The organism is Streptomyces sp. enrichment culture, from assembly GCF_964272895.1.
Lineage (GTDB): Bacteria > Actinomycetota > Actinomycetes > Streptomycetales > Streptomycetaceae > Streptomyces.
On the sequence record NZ_OZ186832.1, the window covers coordinates 7,455,052 to 7,474,883 of the forward strand.

A 19,832-nucleotide genomic window follows, 5' to 3' on the forward strand; every position below is an offset into this window, starting at 1 on the left:
GCGGCACCGCGAGGGAGGTCGGCACCGCTCGCCCTTCCACCCTCGCGCGGGCAGCGTTCCTGCCCAACAGGCCGATGGTCCCTGTCCGCAGGCCGGAGGGCCCCTCGGCACAGTCGTGTCGGTCGGGCCTCACGGCTCGGCAGGGGCGGCCGCAGGCGCGGGGCAGTCGTCGAGGCGGTAGGTCAGGGCGTTGACCATCCGACCGCTCCCTCCACCCGCCATGCCGACCTGATCACCACAGGGATGTCGCTACGGTGCTCCAGGCGGCCCTTCAGCGTGACGACACCGTCCCGGACGAAGACGGTGACGGCGTCACGGGCCAGGCCGAGGGAGCCGGCCAGGACGTCGTCGGCCACCTGCCGCCGGATCTCCTCGTCCGTGCGCAGGAAGACCTGCAGCAGGTCGCCTCGGGTGGCGATAACGACGAGCCGGTCCTCCTCGTCCACCGCGGGCAGCCACTCGATGCCCTGACGCTCCATCAGGCGGGCGGCGTCCGGGACCGGTGGCTCGGGGTGCACGGTGATCGCGGGTGTGGACATCCGCTCCGCCGCGACGATGTCAGGCGCCCTGTGCGCGGGAGTGCCCCCGGCCGCCGATCGGCAGGCGCCCGGACGCGCAGCAGGTCGGTCGCCGAGACCACGCCGACCACCTTGTCGTCCCCGTCCACGACGGGCAGTCCGCCGATCCGGTGCCGGTCAAGCAGCCGTACGAAGTGCTTGAACGGCGTCCGTGGACGGACCCGGACGACGCCGGTGGTCATGACCTCTCCGATGATGCGGGTCTTCATGCCGCCCTCCTTCACCGCTGCGCCGGGCCCGCCTGCGGGAGACGTCCGCTCCCACGGCGGGCCCGCGACGCCTACTCGTGCCGACCGTTCAGCGGGCCGCCGCGCCACGGCGGAGGCGCGGACGACCGGCGGCCCGCCTCCGCGCGGTGCACGGCCCGCTCCACCTGGCCGCGCAGCCGGTCCTGCAACCGGTCGGCGAGTTCGTGCGCGCTCGCCTCGCGGGCGTGGACGACCACGAGGTCGCCGTCCACCCGGATCTCGGCCCGCGCCGACCACGGCAGCTCGACGTGGTGCGCGGCGGCCCTGCCGACCCGCACCTCGCCGCTCACCGCCGGCAGCCCCGGCCGGCCGAGGGCCGCCTCGACCTTGCCGCGGACGTACGCGAGCTCCTCCTCGGTGACGTCGCCCTCGGCCCGTACCCGCACGGCGGGAGACTGCTGGACGCCGGTGTCCCTGACGGTCATCTGCTTCACTCCTTGTGATCGTTCTGAGTCTCCAGCCTGCTGCCGGTCCCGTCCCGGTCCCAGGGCCGCTCGGTCCCGGCCACGGGACCAGGGGTCCTCCTCACCGGCTGTCGCTGCCCTCGGTCCCTTCGAGCGCGGCGCGGCCGGCCTCCAGACGGGCCACCGGGACCCGGAACGGCGAGCAGGAGACATAGTCGAGTCCCGCCTCGTGGAAGAAGTGGATCGAGTCCGGGTCGCCCCCGTGCTCCCCGCACACGCCGGCCTTCAGGTCCGGCCGGGTGGCGCGGCCCTCGGTGACGGCGGTCCGGACCAGACGGCCGACGCCCTCGCGGTCCAGGGTCTCGAACGGCGAGGTGGCGAAGACGCCCTTGTCGAGGTAGGCGGAGAAGAAGGCCGCCTCGACGTCGTCGCGGGAGAAACCCCAGGTGGTCTGCGTGAGGTCATTCGTGCCGAACGAGAAGAAGTCGGCCTCCTCGGCGATCCGGCCGGCCGTGAGCGCCGCCCGCGGCAGCTCGATCATGGTGCCGACCGGGCACGTCACCCGGATGCCGGTCTCCGCGGAGACCTCGGCGAGCACGCGTTCGACCTCGGCGCGCTCGATGCGCAGTTCCTCCACGGCGCCGACCAGCGGCACCATGATCTCCGCCCTCGGCGTGCCCCCGGCCCGCGTGCGTTCCACGACCGCCTCGGCGACGGCCCGTACCTGCATGGCGACCAGACCCGGCACCACCAGGCCCAGCCGTACACCGCGCAGGCCCAGCATCGGATTCTCCTCGTGCATCCGGTTCACCGCGGCGAGCAGGTCGCGCTCGCGCGGGTCCTGGCGCTCGCCGCGTGCCTCGGCGGCCGCGATGCGCACGGCCAGGTCGGTGCGGTCGGGCAGGAACTCGTGCAGCGGCGGGTCGAGGAGACGGATGGTGACCGGCAGGCCGTCCATCGCCGCCAGGATGCCGACGAAGTCCTGGCGCTGAAGCGGCAGCAGAGCCGCCAGCGCCCGGTCGCGCTCGACGTCCGTGCCGGCCAGGATCATCTGCTCGACCAGCTTGCGGCGCTCGCCGAGGAACATGTGCTCGGTGCGGCACAGCCCGATGCCCCGCGCCCCGAACCGGCGGGCGCGGGCGGCGTCCTCGGGGGTGTCGGCGTTGGCCCGCACCTCCAGCCGCCGCATGCCGTCGGCCCGGCGCAGAGCGGCGTCCACCGCGTCCACCACGCCGGGCCCCTGTTCCCCGGTCTCCAGATACCGCATCACCGCCGAGTCGGTGAGCGAGGCCGCACCCGCGTACACCGCGCCGGTCGAACCGTCCACGGAGATGACCGTGCCCTCCTCGACGACGGTGCCGTCGCGGGTGGTGAAGCGCCGCCGCTCGGGCTCCACGGTCAGCCCGTCGGCACCGCACACGCACACCTTGCCCATGCCCCTGGCCACCACGGCCGCGTGGCTGGTCTTGCCGCCCCGGCTGGTGAGCACGGCCTGCGCGGCCACCATGCCGGGGAGATCGTCGGGCGTGGTCTCCGGGCGGACCAGCACGACCCGCTCACCGGCCGCGGCACGTCGTACGGCCGTGGTGGAGTCGAAGACCGCGGCGCCGACCGCGGCGCCGGGCGAGGCCGGCAGGCCGTGGGCGAGCGGGGCCCCGGTCGCCGAGGTGTCGAAGCGCGGGAACATCAGCCGGGCCAGCTGCTCCCCGCCGACCCGGGCCAGTGCCTCCGCCGGCGTGATGAGCCCCTCGCCGGCGAGTTCCGCGGCGATCGTGAACGCGGCCTCGGCGGTGCGCTTGCCCACTCGGGTCTGCAGCATCCACAGCGTGCCGCGCTCGATGGTGAACTCGATGTCGCACAGGTCCCGGTAGTGGCGTTCCAGGGTCCGCATGTGCTCGCGCAGCTGCCGGTAGGACCGCGGGTCCAGACGCTCCAGCTCGGCCAGGGGCACCGTGTCGCGGATGCCGGCGACCACGTCCTCGCCCTGCGCGTCGGGCAGGTAGTCGCCGTACAGCCCCGTGCGGCCGGTGGCCGGGTCCCGGGTGAAGGCCACACCGCTGCCGGAGTCGGCGCCGAGGTTCCCGTAGACCATGCGCTGGACCGTGACAGCGGTGCCCAGGTCGTCGGGGATGTGCTCGCGGCGCCGGTACAGGCGGGCCCGCTCGCCGTTCCATGACTCGAAGACCGCGAGGATCGCGCGGCCGAGCTGTTCGGCGGGGGACTGCGGGAAGTGCTCGCCGGTCGCGCGGTGGATGAGGCCCTTGTACGTCTCCACGAGCCGGGCGAGGTCGGCGGCGTCCAGCTGCACGTCGTCTTGGACGCCCCGGAGCTCCTTGAGCCGGGTGAGGGCGTGCTCGAACCGCGCGGAGTCGACGCCCATGACCGTACTGCCGAACATCTGGAGCAGGCGGCGGTAGGAGTCCCAGGCGAACCGCTCGTTGCCGGAGACCTTGGCCAGGCCCCGCACCGACTCGTCGGTCAGACCGATGTCCAGGACGGTCTCCATCATTCCGGGCATCGAGAACCGTGCCCCGGAGCGGACGGACAGCAGCAGCGGATCGTCGGGCTGTCCCACGCGACGGCCGGCGGACTCCTCCAGCACGGCGAGGTGATCGGAGACCTCACGGGAGAGGCCCTCGGGCTCCGCGCCCGACGCGAGGAAGGCCCGGCATGCCTCCGTGGTGACGATGAAACCCGGCGGCACGGGCAGTCCCAGCCGGGTCATCTCGGCCAGGTTCGCCCCCTTGCCGCCGAGCAGGCCGGCCAGATCGCGGCCGCCCTCGTGGAAGTCGTACACGTATCGGACCATGATGGCGCGCTCCTCGGCTCTGGACGGGATCCCGGTCGTGGGTCCCTCCAGCGTCCGCCGCGGCGGGGGCGGGCGTCAGGTGCCGGCGGTCCCGGCCGACGGGCCGGTCGGCCCAGGGGACACGCCGGGTCCGAGCCGGCGCGGGCCGCCCGCCGCCGACGGTGGCGCCCTGGCAGCATCGGGGTAGTCGCGGTGAGGAAGGACCGGGGGAACGGGTCGGCGGTGAGGAGGGGCGTGAGGAAACAGGGCCGATCGGCCCTGGCCCTTGGTCCCGGTACCGGCGAGGATTCCCCTACAAGACGGCCCAGCGCGTCCCCACGTCCGGACACCGGCTCGGAGCGCGTACTCGGTGAACAGGAGCATGCGATGGTGGACGGCGGGCAGCCCGGCCCCGACAACCCGATCACGGTCTTCCTGCTGGACGACCACGAGGTGGTGCGCCGCGGGGTGCACGACCTGCTGAACGACGAACCGGACATCACCGTCGTCGGCGAGGCCGCGACCGTCGAGCAGGCGCTCGTCCGCGTTCCGGCCCTGCGTCCCCAGGTCGCGGTCCTCGACGTCCGCCTGCCGGACGGCGACGGCGTCACGGTCTGCCGTGAGCTGCGCTCGCGCATGCCGGACCTGGCCTGCCTGATGCTCACCTCGTTCGACGACGAGGAGGCGCTGCTGGACTCGATCATGGCCGGGGCGGCCGGATACGTGCTGAAGCAGATCCAGGGCTCCGACCTCGTCGCGGCCGTGCGGACGGTGGCCCGGGGCCAGTCGCTGCTCGACGCCAGCGCCACCACGAAGCTGATGGCCAGGCTGCGCGGGGGACAGCCCGAGGAGGAGGAGCCGGACGCGCTGCCCGGTCTCACCGACCGCGAGCGGGAGATCCTGGCGCTGATCGGAGAAGGTCTGACCAACCGGCAGATCGGGCAGCGGCTCTACCTCGCCGAGAAGACGGTCAAGAACCACATCTCGCGGCTGCTCGCCAAGCTGGGCGTGCAACGCCGTATCCAGGCCGCCGTGATCGCCACCGAGGCGCGGGACCGGATCCAGAAGCAAGGCCGCTGACCACGCCGCCGGGCGTCTCGCCGCCCCGCCCTCAGGCGCCACTACCGCGGACGGGAGGCGCGGGCCAGGGCCGTTCGGCCCCCAGCAGCCCACCACCGCCGGGCCCGAACGGCCCGATGTGCGCGGACGTTGGTCCCCGAGTGGGCGACGGGACCGGGCGTGGGGCCGATGCGCTGATAGACCGGACGCCAGCCCTGTGAGAGCGGCGAGCCGAGCTCGTCCGCACGTCCGAGGAGACCCATGCTTTCGCCCGAGTCCGCCGTCGTCGTCCGTGCCACCCTGCCCGCCGTGGGCGGAGCCCTCGACGAGATCACGGCACGCTTCTACGGCACCATGTTCAGCGAGCACCCCGAGCTGCTGGACGGCCTGTTCAACCGGGGCAACCAGGCCACCGGAGACCAGCGCAAGGCCCTGGCCGGGTCCATAGCGGCCTTCGCCCAGGCCCTGCTCGCCGACCCCGACGCGCGCCCGGACGCCCTGCTGTCCCGGATCGCCCACAAGCACGCAGCGCTCGGCGTGACCGAGGACCAGTACGCGATCGTGCACAAGTACCTGTTCCGCGCCATCGGGGACGTGCTCGGCGACGCGGTCACTCCGGAGGTGGCCGCCGCCTGGGACGAGGTGTACTGGCTGATGGCCGGGGCGCTCATCGCCCTGGAGGCGCGGCTCTACCAGGACGCGCAGGTCGACCCGCGGCACCCCTGGCGGCAGTGGACGGTCGTCGAGCGGCACGACGAGACGCCCGACGTCGTGTCCTTCCTCCTCCGCCCGGCCGACGGCGCGCCGGCGCCGGCCGCCCGCGCCGGGCAGTACGTCAGCGTCCGGGTGCGGATGCCCGACGGGGTGCGCCAGGTCCGCCAGTACAGTCTGTCCAACGCACCCGGCGACGAGCTCCGGCGTATCACCGTCAAACGCGCGACGAGCGAGGCCGGGGCACCCGAGGGCGAGGTGTCCCACCACCTGCACCGCACGGTCGGCACCGGTGACGAGCTGACGCTCTCCACCCCCTTCGGAGACGTGGTCCTCGACGAGGTGGACAGCCCGCTGCTGCTGCTGTCCGCGGGCATCGGCTGCACGCCCCTGGTCGGCATGCTGGAGCACCTCGTGGCCACCGGCGCCACCCGCCCGGTGCAGGTGCTGCACGCCGACCGTTCCCCGGCCGACCACGCCCTGCGTGACGACACCCGCCGCCTGGTCGCCGAACTGCCGGACGCCTCCGCCCAGTTCTGGTACGAGCGAGACGCGGCCGCCGAACCCGGCGCCCGCAGCGGCCTGATGGACCTCGCCGGCCTCGACCTGCCCGAGGACGCCGACGTCTACCTCTGCGGTTCGGTTCCCTTCATGCGCGCCGCGCGCTCGCAGCTCCTGCGGGCCGGCATCCCGGCCCGGCACATCCGCTACGAGGTCTTCGGCCCCGACCTGTGGCTGGCCCACGCCGAAGGCTGAGCCCCCGGCGGCACCGCAGCACAGCAGCGCCACGCCTCCTGGCACCAGGTGGCGTGGCGCTGCTGTCATGCGGGCGGACACGGCCCACCGCAGGGCCGGTTCACCTGCCGGCGTGTGCTCTGCGGTCGGTGAGGTGCGAGCGGTCCCTCGGCACCAGGGACCAACTGTGTGGCACCGGGGACTTGTGGCCGCTCACCGTGAGCGTCGTGGAGGGATCGTCGGCGGACCGACTTCCCCGGCGTCCGACGCAAGGAGCACAGGATGTCCGCGATGCCCAGAGCACCCGTGACCGGTGAGGGAGCGCAAACTCCTGCCCGACCGCCTCTTCCCGCGCCCAGGCGGCCAGTTCGTCCACGGCCTGCGCAGTGGTCCGTCCACCCGGACCGGACCAGGACGGCACCGCCTCCGAGGACGTGGACCTCGCCGCCTTCCCGTGTGCACCGCCGGGCCGGTACGGCCAGTGGGCTGAGGGACAACCGGCCGTAGACCCGCCAGGAGTGTCGTCTTCACGGACGGGACGGCGAACCGGCTGATCGCCGGGCGGCTCCCGGCCGCCCGTGTAGATGCATCTGGACAGCGTGCTCACCATGGTCGATCGCGACGCCTTCACGCCATCGGCGCGCTCGACGCCGCGTACGAGATCGTCCACGGCAGGTCGCGCACGCTGGTCCGCCCCGGCCTGCCGGTGAGCCGAGGGCGCGAGCGGACGCAACCGGGGCCGTTCGGCCCCCCCACCCGGACCCCTGCGGCCCTGCGCGCCGTACCACCGCCGGCCGGATCCTGACATCGCGCTCCCGAACGCCCGTACCCCCCGTCCCTGTTCCAGGAGGAATGCAGCATGTCCCGTTCTGTCACCGTCGGTCTCGACGGATCCCGTGAGAGCCTCGCCGCCGCCGAGTGGGCCGCCTGCGAGGCCGAGCTGCGCGAACTGCCGCTGCGGCTCGTCAACGTCTGGACACCGACCCCCGAGCGCGTCGCGCAGGCGCCGCTCCTCGGCCCCGACACGCTCCGGCACTGGAGCGAGCGGATCCCACGGGACGCGGCCGGTGCTCTCCGGCGGCGGCACCCCAGGCTCGAGGTGAGCATCGAGCAGCTCGTGGGCCGGCCCAGCGAGACACTGGCGGCCGCGTCGAAGGAATGCGAACTGCTCGTCCTCGGCTCGCGCGGACTGAGCGGGATCGGCGGCTTCCTGGTCGGCTCCGTCGCCCAGGCCGTCGTCGCGCGTACCGAGGTCCCCGTGGTCCTCGTCCGCGCGGGACAGAAGGCTGACGAGCCCGGCACGGCGGCGGCCAAGGACCGGCCGGTCGTTCTGGGCCTCGACGCGGACAGCCCGCACGACGCCGTGATCGGCTTCGCCTTCGAGACGGCCTCCCGCCGGTCCACCGCCCTGCGGGTCGTCCACGGCTGGAGCCTCCCGCTGTACTACCCCTACGGCCTGGCCAACGACCCGGACATGACCGCCGAGCTGCGCCGACAGGACGCCGACGCGGTGGCCGCGGTGATCGATCCGTGGAAGGAGAAGTTCCCGCAGGTCGAGGTCACCGAGGAGTCCCGCGGAGGTAGTGCCGCGATCCACCTCGTCGACGCCTCCCGTGACGCGTCACTGGTCGTCGTCGGCCGCCGCATCCGCCGCAACCCCTTCGGCATCCACATCGGCTCCGTCACCCACGCCGTCCTGCACCACGCCACCGCCCCCGTCGCCGTCGTCGCGCACGACTGACGCCGGTCCGCCCCGTCCGAGGAGCACGAAGAACATGGAAGCAGCGGTCGTAAGAGCCTTCGGTGAGCCCCTCGTCATCGAGGAGCGCCCCGACCCGGAGCCCGGCGCGGGTCAGGTGCGGATCCGCGTGGAGGCATCGGGGCTGTGCCACACGGACATCCACGCCGCGCACGGCGACTGGCCCATCAAGCCCGATCCGCCCTTCGTGCCGGGCCACGAGGGAGTGGGCCCGGTGGAGAAGCTCGGTGAGGGCGTCACCCACCTCTCCGTCGGACAACGAGTGACCGTCCCCTGGCTGGGCAAGGCGTGCGGCGGTGCGAGCACTGCCTGTAGGGCTGGGAGACGCTGTGCGAGCAGCAGATCAACACCGGCTACGGCTGCGATGGCGGTTATGCCGAGAAGAGGCTGGCATGGGCCGACTTCGCTCAGCCGGTGCCAGACGGGGACAGCCCTCTCGACGCCGCCCCACTGATCTGCGCGGGCGTCACCACCTACCAGGCGCTCAAGATCGCCGACGTCAGGCCCACTCAGCTCGTCGCCGTCTCCGGCGTCGGCGGGCTCGGGCACCTGGCCGTGCAGTACGCGAAGATCGCCTTTGCCACCGTCGCGGCGATCGACGTCACCGACGACAAGCTGCAACTCGCCCGGGAACTCGGCGCCGACCTCGTCATCGACGCCCGCAAGGAGGCCACCGGCGCCGTGCTGAAGCGGCACGGTGGCGCACACGCCGCTCTTGCGCTCGCCGTGAACGAGGCCGCCTTCGAAGCCGTCAATTCCGGGCTGCGGCGCGGCAGCAAGCTCGTCATGGTGGCGCTGCCGGCGCAGGGGACGACCGGATCCCGATCTTCGATACCGTCCTCGGCGGTACCTCGGTGATCGGCTCAATCGTCGGCACCCGGCAGGACCTCGTCGAGGTGTTCCAGCTGCATGCCGCCGGACGCACCATGGTCTTCCCTCGAGACCCGTACGCTCGCCTCGGTCAACGAGTCGATGGACGCCGTGCTGAGTACCTGCACCGCCCTGGCCCGCCCCGATCCGGCCGAGGCGCACACCGCGCGGGCCCGGCCTCGGCCTGATGCTGTACCTCCCGTGCAGCGGATCGTTACCGTTGACCACGACGACAACGGTCTGCTGTGCAGATGACGAGGGGAAGTACCGCGGTGGAGAGCGCCGAGGAGGCCCGGGAAGCCCGAGTCCGGCTGCCCCAGCTGAGGCTGGACGAACTGCTTCAGGAGGTGCAGGCCCGCCTCGACGCGGCCCGCGGTACGCGCGACCGGGTGCACAGCCTCCTGGAAGCCGTCCTGTCGGTGGGGCGCGAGCTGGACCTGGAGCAGGCGCTGCGCAGCATCGTGCAGGCGGCCGCCGTGCTGGTGGACGCCGAGTACGCGGCGCTCGGCGTGATCGGGCCGGACGGCAGGCGGCTATCGGAGTTCCTTACCGTGGGCGTCTCCGACGAGCAGATCGCCAAGATCGGGCCTTTCCCTCAGGGACACGGCATCCTCGGCGAGCTGATCCGCAACCCGGAGCCGCTGAGGCTGTCCAAGCTGTCCGAGCACCCGGCCTCCTACGGCTTCCCGCCGCACCATCCGCCGATGAACAGCTTCCTCGGCGTCCCCATCCGGGTGCGGGACCAGGTCTTCGGCAATCTGTACCTGACGGAGAAGCGCGGCGGGCTTCAGTTCGACGAGGACGACGAGTCGGTGCTGGCGACGCTCGCGGTGGCGGCCGGCGTCGCCATCGACAACGCCCGCCTGTACGAGGAGTCCCGGCTGAGGGAGCGCTGGCTGCGAGCGAGCGCCGAGATCACGCACATCCTGCTCTCCGGGAGCGCGCGCGGCGAGGTGCTGCGGCGGATCGCCGAGCGGGCCCGGGAGATCACCGGTGCCGCGCTGGCCGTGGTCGCGGTGCCGATGGACGATACCGAGTCGCTGACGGTGGAGCTGGCCATCGGCCAGGAGGCCGAGTCGCACCACGGGCTGGTGCTTCCGGTGCGCGGCAGTCTGATCGGTGAGGCATTCTCCGGTGCGGCCCCCGTCACCAGCCCGGACGTCACGCACGACGACCGGATCTCGGCGGGTCCGCCGCGCTTCGATGGGCTCGGCCCGGCCGTCGCCGTCCCCATCGGCTCGGGCGAGGATCTGCGCGGCGTCGTGCTGCTGGTCCGCGAGGCGGGACGGACGGCGTTCACCGACGAGGAGACCGAGCCGCTGCAGGGCTTCGCCGCACAGGCGGCGGTCGCGATGGAACTGGCGGAACGCCGCCGCGACGCGGAGCAGATCGCGGTGCTCCAGGACCGCGACCGCATCGCCCGCGACCTGCACGACCTCGCGATCCAGCGGCTGTTCGCCACCGGCATGACCCTGCAGAGCGCCGGACGCTTCATCGAGCACCAGGCGGCTGCCGAGCGCGTGGTGCGCGCGGTGGACGACCTGGACGAGACCATCAAGATCATCAGGTCGACCATCTTCGGTCTGCGGGCGCGTGACGAGATCACCGGGCCGGGCCTGCGGGCCCGTGCGGTACGGGTGGTCGGCGACGCCGCCCCGGTCCTCGGCTTCGCGCCCAGCGTGCGCATGGAGGGCTTGCTGGACACGCACGTGCCGAAGGACACCGCCGACCACCTGGTGGCCGTGCTCTCCGAGGCTCTCACCAACATCGCCCGGCACGCGCGGGCGGGCCGTGCAGAGGTGGTCCTGGAGACCGACGGGCGCCACGTACGGCTGGAGATCACCGACGACGGCGTCGGCATCCCCGCCGAGGGGCGGCGCAGCGGCCTGGACAACTTGGCCGAGCGCGCACGGCAGCTGGGCGGGGACTTCGAGTGGACCAGCCCAGCCGAGGGCGGCACGAGGCTGGTGTGGCGAGTGCCGGTCACCGACGGGTAGACGGCGCACGCCTCGGCGGTGCCCGGCCTCAGCGCGGCGCCGCCCCTCCCAGCGCGTCCGCCAGCCGTGGCCGGACGTCGAAGACGTCGTCCAGCCGCACCTGCCGCAGGATCCGGAGGAAACGCGGGCTGTCGCAGACCAGGCGCAGCCGGCCGTGCCGCGCCAGCGCCCGCTTCCACGCCCGGCACAGGACACCGATGCCGGAGCAGTCGATGAAGTCGACGGCGCTGAGGTCGATCACCAGGTCCGGGCGCCCTACCGCCGTCAGTCTGTCCAGCCTGGCGTTCAGCGCGGGGACGGCGAGCAGATCGATGTCGCCGTGGAGGGTCACCACGGTGGTCCCGCCGACCGTGTGCTCGGCGCGATGCGGGGACCAGGTGCGAGGGCTTTCGGTCATACGCAGAGACAACCGGGCACGACGACTTCCCCGATAGGGCCTACTGGCCTTACCGGCCCGTTCACGAGGGGCCGCTGGGCCCGTCGTACAGGGGACGTCCCGGCCTCTTCCCCCGAGCTGGGTGGAAGAGGCGGCGGATGCGTTCCTCAGCCGGCCGGGGCGTGCCGCCCACCGGCAGCTGGCGGGCGTCATCGTCATGATCGAGGCCGACCGCGACGGACCCCTGCTGCCGCCGATGCCGCTGCTGGTGCGGTACGCCGGGCAGGACCCGGTCGGCCGGCCAGTGGGGCCGATCGGCCCAAGCCCGCGTCGGCGTCGGCCGCACAAGCTGAAGGTGCGGGGCGAGCCGAGCGGCTCGCGGGGAAGGACCATCATGAAGGGCTATGTGTTCCACGGCCCCGGACAGTCCTCCTGGGAGGACCTCCCGGACCCGGCCGTGAAGGAGCCGACCGACGCGATCGTACGCGTCGACGCCGTCACCGTCTGCGGAACCGACCTGCACATCCTCAAGGGCGACGTCCCCGAGGTCCGCCCCGGCACGGTGCTGGGGCACGAGGCGGTGGGCGAGGTCGTGGAGAGCGGCGCCGACGTGCGCACGGTCCGGCCCGGAGACAGGGTGCTGATCTCCTGCATCACGGCCTGCGGCCGCTGCGCCTACTGCCGCAAGGCCATGTACGGCCAGTGCCGGGGCGGCGGAGGCTGGATCCTCGGACATCTCGTCGACGGCACGCAGGCGGAGTACGTGCGCGTCCCGTATGCCGACCTGTCGGTGCACACGCTGCCGGCCGCGCTCGACGACCGGGACGCCGTACTGCTGGCGGACATCTTCCCGACCGCCTACGAGGTCGGGGTGCTCAAAGGGCGGGTGCGCCCCGGCGACACCGTCGCCGTCGTCGGCGCAGGCCCCATCGGGCTGGCCGCTGTCGCCACCGCTCGGCTGCTGAGCCCGCAGCGCATCCTCGTGGTCGATCCCGCCGAGACCCGGCGGCGGGCCGCCCGACACCTCGGCGCGGACGCCGTGGCGGACCCGGCAAAGGCCCCCGAGCGGCTGATGGCCGACCTGACCGACGGGCTCGGTGCGGACGTCGTCATCGAGGCCGTCGGGCTGCCGGAGAGCTTCGAGCTGTGCACCCGCATGGTGCGCCCCGGCGGGCGCGTGGCCAACGTCGGCGTCCACGGCAAGCCCGCGACCCTGCACCTGGAAGACCTGTGGATCAAGAACGTGACGATCACCACCGGGCTGGTCGACACCCACTCGACCCCCGCCCTGCTGCGCATGGCGACCGCCGGCCGGCTGCCCACGTCCGAACTGGTCACCCACACCTTCCCGTTGGAGCACATGGCCTTGGCCTACGACGTCTTCGCCGGCGCTGCGGACACCGGGGCGCTGAAGGTCGTGCTCGAACGGCACCGGCACGAGGAGCAGGCCGCCGCAGCGGCCTGACGAGGAGGAGGCGACAGCCATGACCGAGCAGATCACCCCCTTGGCGCAGGAGACCCCACTGGGCGACCTCGGACGCCGTATCGCCCAGCGACGTGCCCAGCTCGGCCTCAGCCGGAGCGCGGCAGCCGCTCGTGCCGACATGGCAGCGAGTTATCTGCGGCACCTGGAGGAGCACCCTGGGGCAGCGCCCGGTGCCGCTGCCCTGCTGAGGCTCGCCGGTGCGCTGGAGACCACCGTCGCTGAACTCGCCGGAGGGTCGGTCGAATCACCGCCCGGCCCCGGCCGGGCCTCCCGGAACGCCGACCTCACCGGACTGGACGCCGAGGAGTGCCGCAGGCTGCTGGCCGCGCACGGAGTGGGGCGGATCGCGTACCTCGCGGCCGACGGTCCCGTCGTGCTCCCCGTCAACTACAGCGTCGTCGACGGATCCGTGGTCTTCCGCACGGACCGCCGGGCCGCGCCGGGCCGGGCGGCCGGCCGCCGGGTGGCGTTCGAGGTGGACCGCATCGACGATGCCTTCAGCTCCGGGTGGAGCGTGCTGGTGCGGGGCACGGCACGAGCCGTGACGGATCCTCAGCAAGCGCGGTGGCTGACCGAGAGGGCCTTCACCACGCCCTGGGCGGGCGGCCACCGCACGATGTGGGTCCGGATCGACGCCGCCGTGGTCACCGGCCGACGGATCACGGTCTGAGGGTCACCCGCGTGCGCACCTCGGCGTCCACCGACCGGGTGCGGGGCGTCGCGACCCCACCGAGCGACGAAGGTCCTCCGTCCCGCCCGAAAGCATCCTCGCGGATCCTCAGTGCGTGGTGCGCGGCTCCTGCGGGCCGTTTCCCCGCGTCCGGTGCGGGGCCTTCCCGTCCACCACAAGCACATGACGTGAGAACCGGGGGTGCCCTCGCCGAGGGGACCACCGCTCGTGGACGTCACCGAGCGGGGGCGTCGGTCGTGTCCAGGTCGAACCGCACGTCGACGACGCCCTCCACGGCCTGCGTCAGCCGGGCCGCCACCGGCACCAGGGAGCGGTCGCGGATCCGGCCGCCGAGGCGGACCACACCGTCGTGGACGTCGACATGGACGGCGGACGCGGGACCGGTGAAGAGATACGCCACGATCTCGCGCCGGACCTGCTCGGCTATGTCCTCGTCCTCGCGGAGGAACACCTTCAGCAGGTCGGCGCGGCTGACGATGCCCACCAGACGACCGGTGCCGTCGACCACGGGCAGCCGCTTGACACGCGCCCGGGCCATGACGCGGGCCGCCTGCGCGAGGGTGGTGCCGGGAGTCGCTGTGATCGGGGGGGACGTCATCAGTTCCCGCGCGGTGACGGAGCCGGCCCTGGCCAGGTCGGTGAGCCGGCGCAGCTGCGTGGAGCGGTCCGGGACCGTGTCCCGGAACTCCTCCTTGGGCAGCAGGTCCGCCTCGGACACGATCCCGACCACCCGCCCGGCCCCGTCCACGACGGGCAGGGCGCTCACCCGGCGATCCTGCAGGACACGCACGATGTCCTTGAACTCGCTGCGCGGCCCGACGGCGGCCACCCGGCGGGTCATGACGTCACTCACGACGTGCACGAACCCGTGCCCGGCGGCCACTAGGCCGTTCGCGCCGCCGGAGGTGCACGGCGCGGTCATCGCAGGCCCCCGCTGCCGTACGGTCCGTACAGGTCCAGCAGCCGGGTGCGCGTGGCGTGCAGCCGGTGGGCGACAACCTCGCCGACCCATTGCGCGACGCTCCTGCCGAACTCGGCATCGGCCTCGCACAGGGCACGTACGAGCGTGGCGTCGAACTCGTAGGCGCGTACCGGCGTCGCCGCCTCCGCACCCAGACGCCATCGGTAAGGGGCATGGAGCCAGGACCAGCCGACGAGCGCGTTGTGCCCGAGCGACTCGATGACGGCCGCGCGACGGCCCGGAATCCGCATGTCCAGGTCCACCGTGCCGGTCCGAACGATCCAGAACCGGTCGGCCCGGCCGCCCTCCTCGAACAGACGCGTACCCATCGGGAAGGTCACCTCGCGGGCGATTCCCATCAGCCGCTGCCGGTGTTCGGCGGGCAGGGCCCGAGGCAGGTTCATGGTGGTGGGAGCGTTCATGGCACGCCTCCAGATGTCATCGGACTTGCCACCACCAGCATCGCCGTCCGTCCCATGACCGGCCATGGGCCACACGGCCCGGCGTGCAGGGCCGAACGGCCAACGGACGCGCCGGCATGGGCCGGTCGGCCACCCTCGGGGACGTGCGGCCCCTGTCACCGAGGTGCCTGCCTGGCGAGTCTGGAAGCAGAGAGGAAGAGGAGGCGCATCATGGTCCGCACGGTTGTCGTAGGGCTCGACGGTTCCGCCGAGAGCAGGGCCGCGGCCGAGTGGGCGGCGCGCGAGGCGCGGCTGCGCGGTCTGCCGCTGAACGTCGTACATGTCTGGGAGCCGGTCCCCGAGCCCTGGGCGCAGGCGCCGATGCTGGGGGCGGAGACACAGGCGCACTGGTCCCAGCGGATCCCGCGGGATGCCGTCGAGGGACTGCGGCTGCGTCATCCGGGCGTCCACGTCGACATGACGCAGCTGCCCGGCCGGGCCGCCGACGTGCTTCCGGGCGCCGCCGAGGAGGCCGAACTCCTCGTCCTCGGCTCCCGCGGCCTGAGCGGACTCGGCGGCTTCCTGGTCGGCTCCGTGGGCTTGAGCGTGCTCGCGCACACCACCGTGCCCGTGGTCCTGGTCCGGGCGGGCGAACAGGCCGCCGACGAACACGAGAAGGACCCGGCCGGCATCCCCTCCGCCGCCACCGCCTTCCGCCCCGTCGTCGTCGGTCTCGACACCGACCGGCCGGCCGACGACGTGCTCGCGTTCGCCTTCGAGGAAGCTCAGCGCCGCCGCACCGCTCTGCGGGTCCTGCACACCTGGTACCTCCCCCCGTACTACGTCTACGGCGCTTCCCTCGACCCCGGCCTGAACGACTCCCTGAGCCGGGAGGAGGCCGTCGAGCTCGCCGAGGCGCTGCGGCCCTGGCGCCGGAAGTACCCCGAGGTCGAGGTCCGGGAGGAGCCCCGCCAGGGCAGTGCGGCCGACCAGCTCGTGGCCGCCGCGGGCACGGCGTCGCTGCTCGTCGTCGGCCGCCGGATCCGGCGCAGCCCCTTCGGTCCGCACATCGGCCCCGTGACCCACGCCGTCCTGCACCACGCCCCGGCGCCCGTCGCCGTCGTGGCCCACACCTGACCGACCGCCCCTCGGGGCCCCAGCGGATGAGGGCGACCATCATGAAGCTTCCCGTCGTCGTCGGAGTCGACGGCTCCGAGCCGAGTCTGCGGGCCGCAGAGTGGGCGGCCGAGGAGGCCGTCCTGCACGGGCTGCCGCTGCGGGCCGTGTACGCCTCGCTCTGGGAGCACTACGAAGGCTCCGCGTTGGCGCCGGAGTTGGGCGAGGACGCGGAGAAGGTCCGGGCCGAGGACATCGTCGACTGCGCCGCACGGCGAGCCCTGCGGCGCTGTCCCGGACTCGACGTCACGACGCTGGTCGTGCCCGACGAGGCGGAGCGGGCGCTGGTGCACGAGAGCCGCAACGCCTGCGCCCTCATCGTCGGCAGCAGGGGCCGCAGCGGCCTCGCCGAGGCGCTGCTGGGCTCGGTGGGCATGGCCGTGGCCGCCCACGCCGACTGCCCGGTGGTCCTCGTGCGCGGCCGCCACGACAACCAGGCGGTCCGCGGACGCGTCGTCGTGGGAGTCGGGGACGGCGCCGAGGAGACCGCCGTCGTAGGGTTCGCCGCGCGGGAGGCCCGGTCGCGCGGCGTGCCGCTCGTCGCCGTGAGGGCCTGGCGGCGCCCCGCCCATGAACCGGTCGGCCATCCGCTGCTCGTCGGCGGGCCGGCCCTCGCCCGGGAGAGCCAGGCCGCCGAGGCCCTGGAGAGCGCGCTGGCGGAGGTACCGCCGGACGTCGATTTGCGCCGCCGCACCGTCGAGGGCCCCGCCCGCCGGGTGCTGGCGTCCGCCTCGTACGACGCCGACCTGCTGGTCGTCGGCCTGCGGCGACACGCCGGGCGCTACGGACTCCAACTCGGACGTGTCGCCCAGGCAGTACTGCACCACTCAGCGTGTCCGGTGGCCGTCGTGCCGCACCTTTGACCGACTCGGCGAGAAGAGAGCAGCGATGAAGAGCGACCAGATCAGCCGCACACCGGTCCACGCCCTCCTCGCGGACGGCATCACCGTGTGCATCCGCCCCGCGCGGCCCGCGGACCACACGCGCGTGCGGGGCCTGTACGAGGAGATGTCCCCGGAGAACCTGCGGCTGCGGTTCTTCGCGGTGAGCCCCGGTTCCGGCGCGGCGGCCGCCGACCGGGCGTGCGGCCCGCCGCGCCCCGGCTACCGTGCCCTGCTCGCCGAGCGGCAGGAGCAGGTGCTCGGCGTGGCCGAGTACGACACCGGCGGCACCGGCACACAGGCGGACATCTCCCTCGCCGTCGCCGACGGGCTGCACGGCCGAGGGGTGGGCACCCTGCTGCTGGAGCATCTGGTCTCTGCCGCGCGGGCGGAGGGCGTCACCGCTTTCACCGCCGACGTGCTCAGCGAGAACCACGAGATGCTCAGGCTCTTCGCCGACCTCGGACTGCACGCCCAGCGGCACTTCGACGGTCCGGAGGTGCGCTGTGTCATCCCGCTGGAGGCGAGCGAGACCTACCTGTCGGCCGTGGAGGAGCGCGGACGGGGCGCCGACATCCAGAGCCTCCGGCCGTTGCTGCGGCCCGCCACCGTCGTGGTCGTCGGTGCGGGCCGCCGGCCCGGCTCGGTCGGTCGTGCGGTCCTGCACCACCTGAAGAGCGGTGGCCTCACCGGGCGCCTGTTCGCCGTCAACCCCGCCGCGACCGCCGTGCTCGGCGTGCCGTCCTTCCCGTCCGTGAGTGCCGTCCCGGTCACACCCGACCTCGCGATCGTCGCCGTACCGGCGACCCGGGTACCGGCCGTGGCCGAGGAGTGCGGCAAGACGGGCGTGCGGGCCCTGGTCGTCGTGTCCGCCGGCCTCGACGCCGATCAGGCCGGGGCCCTGCGGGCGGCCTGCCGCACCTACGGCATGCGGCTGGTCGGCCCCAACTGCCTGGGCGTCTCGAACACCGAGCCCGGCATCCGCCTGGACGCCACCTTCGCCGTGAACCATCCGCGTCCTGGCGCGGCCGGGGTCGCCGTGCAGTCGGGCGGCGTCGGGATCGCCCTGCTCGACGGGCTGTCCCGCCTCGGGATCGGTGTGTCGTCCTTCGTCTCGCTCGGCGACAAGTACGACGTGAGCGGCAACGACCTGCTCCAGTGGTGGGAGAGCGACGGCCGCACCGGCCTCGCGCTGCTGCACCTGGAGTCCTTCGGCAACCCGCGGGCCTTCTCCCGCACCGCCCGGCGCGTCACCCGCCGCATCCCGGTGCTGACCGTCGACGCCGGGCGCACGGAGGCGGGCCGACGGGCTGCCACCTCGCACACCGCGGCCGCCGCCGGCCGCACCATGACCCGGCAGGCCCTGTTCACCCAGGCCGGCATCACCGCCACCCGCTCGGTGGGAGAACTCCTGGAGACCGCCGCCCTGTTGCACGCGCAGCCACTGCCCGCCGGGGCGCGCGTCGCCGTCGTCACCAACGCCGGCGGTGCCGGAGTGCTGGCGGCCGACGCGTGCGCGGAGGCCGGACTGGCCCTGCCGCAGCCCACGCCCGAGCTGGTCGGCGACCTGCTCGCCGTGCTGCCCGAGGGCGCGGCCGTCGGCAACCCCGTCGACGCCACGGCCGCCGTGTCGGAGGAACAGTTCGGCGCCTGCCTGGAGCGGATCACGCGGTACGGCGGCGTCGACGCCGTTCTCGTCGCGCTGGTCCCCACCGCGGTGGCCGCGGCGACCGGCGACGACCTCGCGCGGGCGGTCACCGACGTCGGCCGGGGCCTGAAGCCGATCGCGCTTGTCCGCCTGGAGCAGGCCAGGTCCGTGGAGCTGCTGCCGGCACCCGGCGGCACGGCCGTCCCGTCCTACGCCGAACCCCGGTCCGCGGCACGGGCGCTGGCCCACGCCGCGCACCGGGCGGCCTGGCTGGCGAGGCCCGCCGGCACCGTGCCGCCCCTGCCGGACGTGGCGGCAGAGCGGGCCCACGCCGTGGTCGACTCCTACCTCGACGCCCACCCGGACGGCGGCTGGCTCGACCCGCACACCTGCGCCGCCCTGCTCGACTGCTACGGCATCCCGCAACTGCCTTGGGCCTGGGCCGACTCCGAGGACGCCGCCGTACGCGCCGCCCGTCGGCTACGCGGGGAGGACGGGCGGGTGGTGATGAAGGGCTACTGGCCCGGACTGCTGCACAAGAGCGCAGAGCACGCCGTACACCTCGACCTGAGCAGCGACGCCCGAGTGCGGGCCGCCTACCAGGACTTGAAGGGCCGGTTCGGCGACCTGCTCACCGGAGCGGTGGTGCAGCCGCTCGCCGGGCGCGGCATCGAGCTGTTCGCCGGTGTCGTCCAGGACGAGGTCTTCGGCCCGCTGGTGCTGTTCGGACTCGGCGGTACGGCGACCGAGGTGCTCGCCGATCACGCGGCCCGGCTCGCCCCACTCACCGACCACGACGTGCACGACCTGATCACCACCCCGCGCTGTGCGCCGCTGCTGTTGGGAGCACAGGGCGCGGGGCCGGTCGATCTGGCGGGACTGGAGCGGCTGCTGCTGCGGCTGTCCCGCATGGCGAGCGACCTGCCGCAGCTCGCCGAGACGGACCTCAACCCGGTCCTCGCGACACCGGACGGCGTGCGTGTCCTCGACGCCCGCGTGCGTGTGGTGCCCCGCCCGCCGCAGGATCCGTATCTGCGGCGACTGCGGTGAGACAGGAACGGTA

Annotated in this window: 16 protein-coding genes and 1 pseudogene; 10 read left to right on the plus strand and 7 right to left on the minus strand. The window is 73.5% G+C overall.

From position 1 onward, the window contains the following. Window positions 1–182: 182 nt before the first annotated feature. The 4 genes from ACSU6M_RS33185 to ppdK form a co-directional block, all read right to left on the minus strand. Window positions 183–539 carry a CBS domain-containing protein gene (locus ACSU6M_RS33185; protein ID WP_437074838.1) on the minus strand — a complete coding sequence of 119 codons (357 nt, stop codon included), beginning with the start codon at window positions 537–539 and terminating at the stop codon, window positions 183–185. Then, window positions 479–787: a CBS domain-containing protein gene (locus ACSU6M_RS33190; RefSeq protein ID WP_437074840.1), complete on the minus strand. Its 309-nt coding sequence runs from the start codon at window positions 785–787 to the stop codon at window positions 479–481. The genes ACSU6M_RS33185 and ACSU6M_RS33190 overlap by 61 nt, the downstream gene beginning before the upstream one ends. 71 nt (window positions 788–858) lie before the next feature. Continuing rightward, a complete protein-coding gene (locus tag ACSU6M_RS33195) occupies window positions 859–1,251 on the minus strand; it encodes a hypothetical protein (RefSeq protein ID WP_437074841.1) in 393 nt (130 codons plus the stop codon). A gap of 100 nt (window positions 1,252–1,351) precedes the next feature. Further along, window positions 1,352–4,039 carry a pyruvate, phosphate dikinase gene (gene ppdK, locus ACSU6M_RS33200; protein ID WP_437074842.1) on the minus strand — a complete coding sequence of 896 codons (2,688 nt, stop codon included), beginning with the start codon at window positions 4,037–4,039 and terminating at the stop codon, window positions 1,352–1,354. A gap of 366 nt (window positions 4,040–4,405) precedes the next feature. Here ppdK and ACSU6M_RS33205 point away from each other — a divergent pair, with 366 nt between their 5' ends. From ACSU6M_RS33205 to ACSU6M_RS33225, 5 genes and pseudogenes are all read left to right on the plus strand, one after another. Beyond that, complete coding sequence (locus ACSU6M_RS33205; protein ID WP_437074844.1) at window positions 4,406–5,098, plus strand: response regulator; 693 nt, start codon at window positions 4,406–4,408, stop codon at window positions 5,096–5,098. Window positions 5,099–5,338: 240 nt separating this feature from the next. Continuing rightward, entirely contained in the window at window positions 5,339–6,544 is a 1,206-nt protein-coding gene (locus ACSU6M_RS33210) for a globin domain-containing protein (RefSeq protein ID WP_437074846.1), read from the plus strand. A gap of 838 nt (window positions 6,545–7,382) precedes the next feature. After that, on the plus strand, window positions 7,383–8,264 hold the full coding sequence (locus ACSU6M_RS33215) for a universal stress protein (RefSeq protein ID WP_437074848.1): 882 nt from the start codon (window positions 7,383–7,385) through the stop codon (window positions 8,262–8,264). Between the two features lie 34 nt (window positions 8,265–8,298). Beyond that, window positions 8,299–9,269, plus strand: a pseudogene (locus ACSU6M_RS33220) (zinc-dependent alcohol dehydrogenase); the annotation flags it as partial. Between the two features lie 134 nt (window positions 9,270–9,403). After that, on the plus strand, window positions 9,404–11,149 hold the full coding sequence (locus ACSU6M_RS33225) for a sensor histidine kinase (protein ID WP_437074850.1): 1,746 nt from the start codon (window positions 9,404–9,406) through the stop codon (window positions 11,147–11,149). Between the two features lie 28 nt (window positions 11,150–11,177). Here ACSU6M_RS33225 and ACSU6M_RS33230 read toward each other — a convergent pair whose 3' ends face one another. Next, window positions 11,178–11,546, minus strand: a complete 369-nt coding sequence (locus ACSU6M_RS33230) for an STAS domain-containing protein (RefSeq protein WP_437074852.1) — start codon at window positions 11,544–11,546, stop codon at window positions 11,178–11,180. 373 nt (window positions 11,547–11,919) lie between these two features. Between ACSU6M_RS33230 and ACSU6M_RS33235 the strand changes: the two genes are divergently transcribed. Together ACSU6M_RS33235 and ACSU6M_RS33240 are read left to right on the plus strand one after the other, a co-directional pair. Next, a complete protein-coding gene (locus ACSU6M_RS33235) occupies window positions 11,920–12,990 on the plus strand; it encodes a zinc-dependent alcohol dehydrogenase family protein (protein WP_437075453.1) in 1,071 nt (356 codons plus the stop codon). A gap of 19 nt (window positions 12,991–13,009) precedes the next feature. Continuing rightward, window positions 13,010–13,681, plus strand: a complete 672-nt coding sequence (locus tag ACSU6M_RS33240) for a pyridoxamine 5'-phosphate oxidase family protein (RefSeq protein WP_437074853.1) — start codon at window positions 13,010–13,012, stop codon at window positions 13,679–13,681. Between the two features lie 235 nt (window positions 13,682–13,916). On the opposite strand, the gene ACSU6M_RS33245 is transcribed toward ACSU6M_RS33240, so the two are convergent. Continuing rightward, entirely contained in the window at window positions 13,917–14,624 is a 708-nt protein-coding gene (locus ACSU6M_RS33245; protein WP_437074854.1) for a CBS domain-containing protein, read from the minus strand. Continuing rightward, window positions 14,621–15,085, minus strand: a complete 465-nt coding sequence (locus ACSU6M_RS33250; RefSeq protein ID WP_437074856.1) for a cyclic nucleotide-binding domain-containing protein — start codon at window positions 15,083–15,085, stop codon at window positions 14,621–14,623. Before ACSU6M_RS33250 ends, ACSU6M_RS33245 begins: the two co-directional genes overlap by 4 nt. 210 nt (window positions 15,086–15,295) lie before the next feature. On the opposite strand from ACSU6M_RS33250, the gene ACSU6M_RS33255 reads away from it, so the two are divergent. From ACSU6M_RS33255 to ACSU6M_RS33265, 3 genes are read left to right on the plus strand one after another with little or no spacing between them, the layout of a single operon-like run. Continuing rightward, window positions 15,296–16,201 (plus strand): universal stress protein, encoded by a 906-nt coding sequence (locus ACSU6M_RS33255; RefSeq protein WP_437074857.1) that lies wholly within the window; start codon window positions 15,296–15,298, stop codon window positions 16,199–16,201. Between the two features lie 41 nt (window positions 16,202–16,242). Continuing rightward, window positions 16,243–17,103 (plus strand): universal stress protein, encoded by an 861-nt coding sequence (locus ACSU6M_RS33260; RefSeq protein WP_437074858.1) that lies wholly within the window; start codon window positions 16,243–16,245, stop codon window positions 17,101–17,103. A 25-nt stretch (window positions 17,104–17,128) separates the two neighbouring features. Next, the gene (locus tag ACSU6M_RS33265) at window positions 17,129–19,819 is read left to right on the plus strand and encodes a bifunctional acetate--CoA ligase family protein/GNAT family N-acetyltransferase (protein ID WP_437074860.1); all 2,691 of its coding nucleotides are present in this window, start codon (window positions 17,129–17,131) and stop codon (window positions 19,817–19,819) included. Window positions 19,820–19,832: the final 13 nt, after the last annotated feature.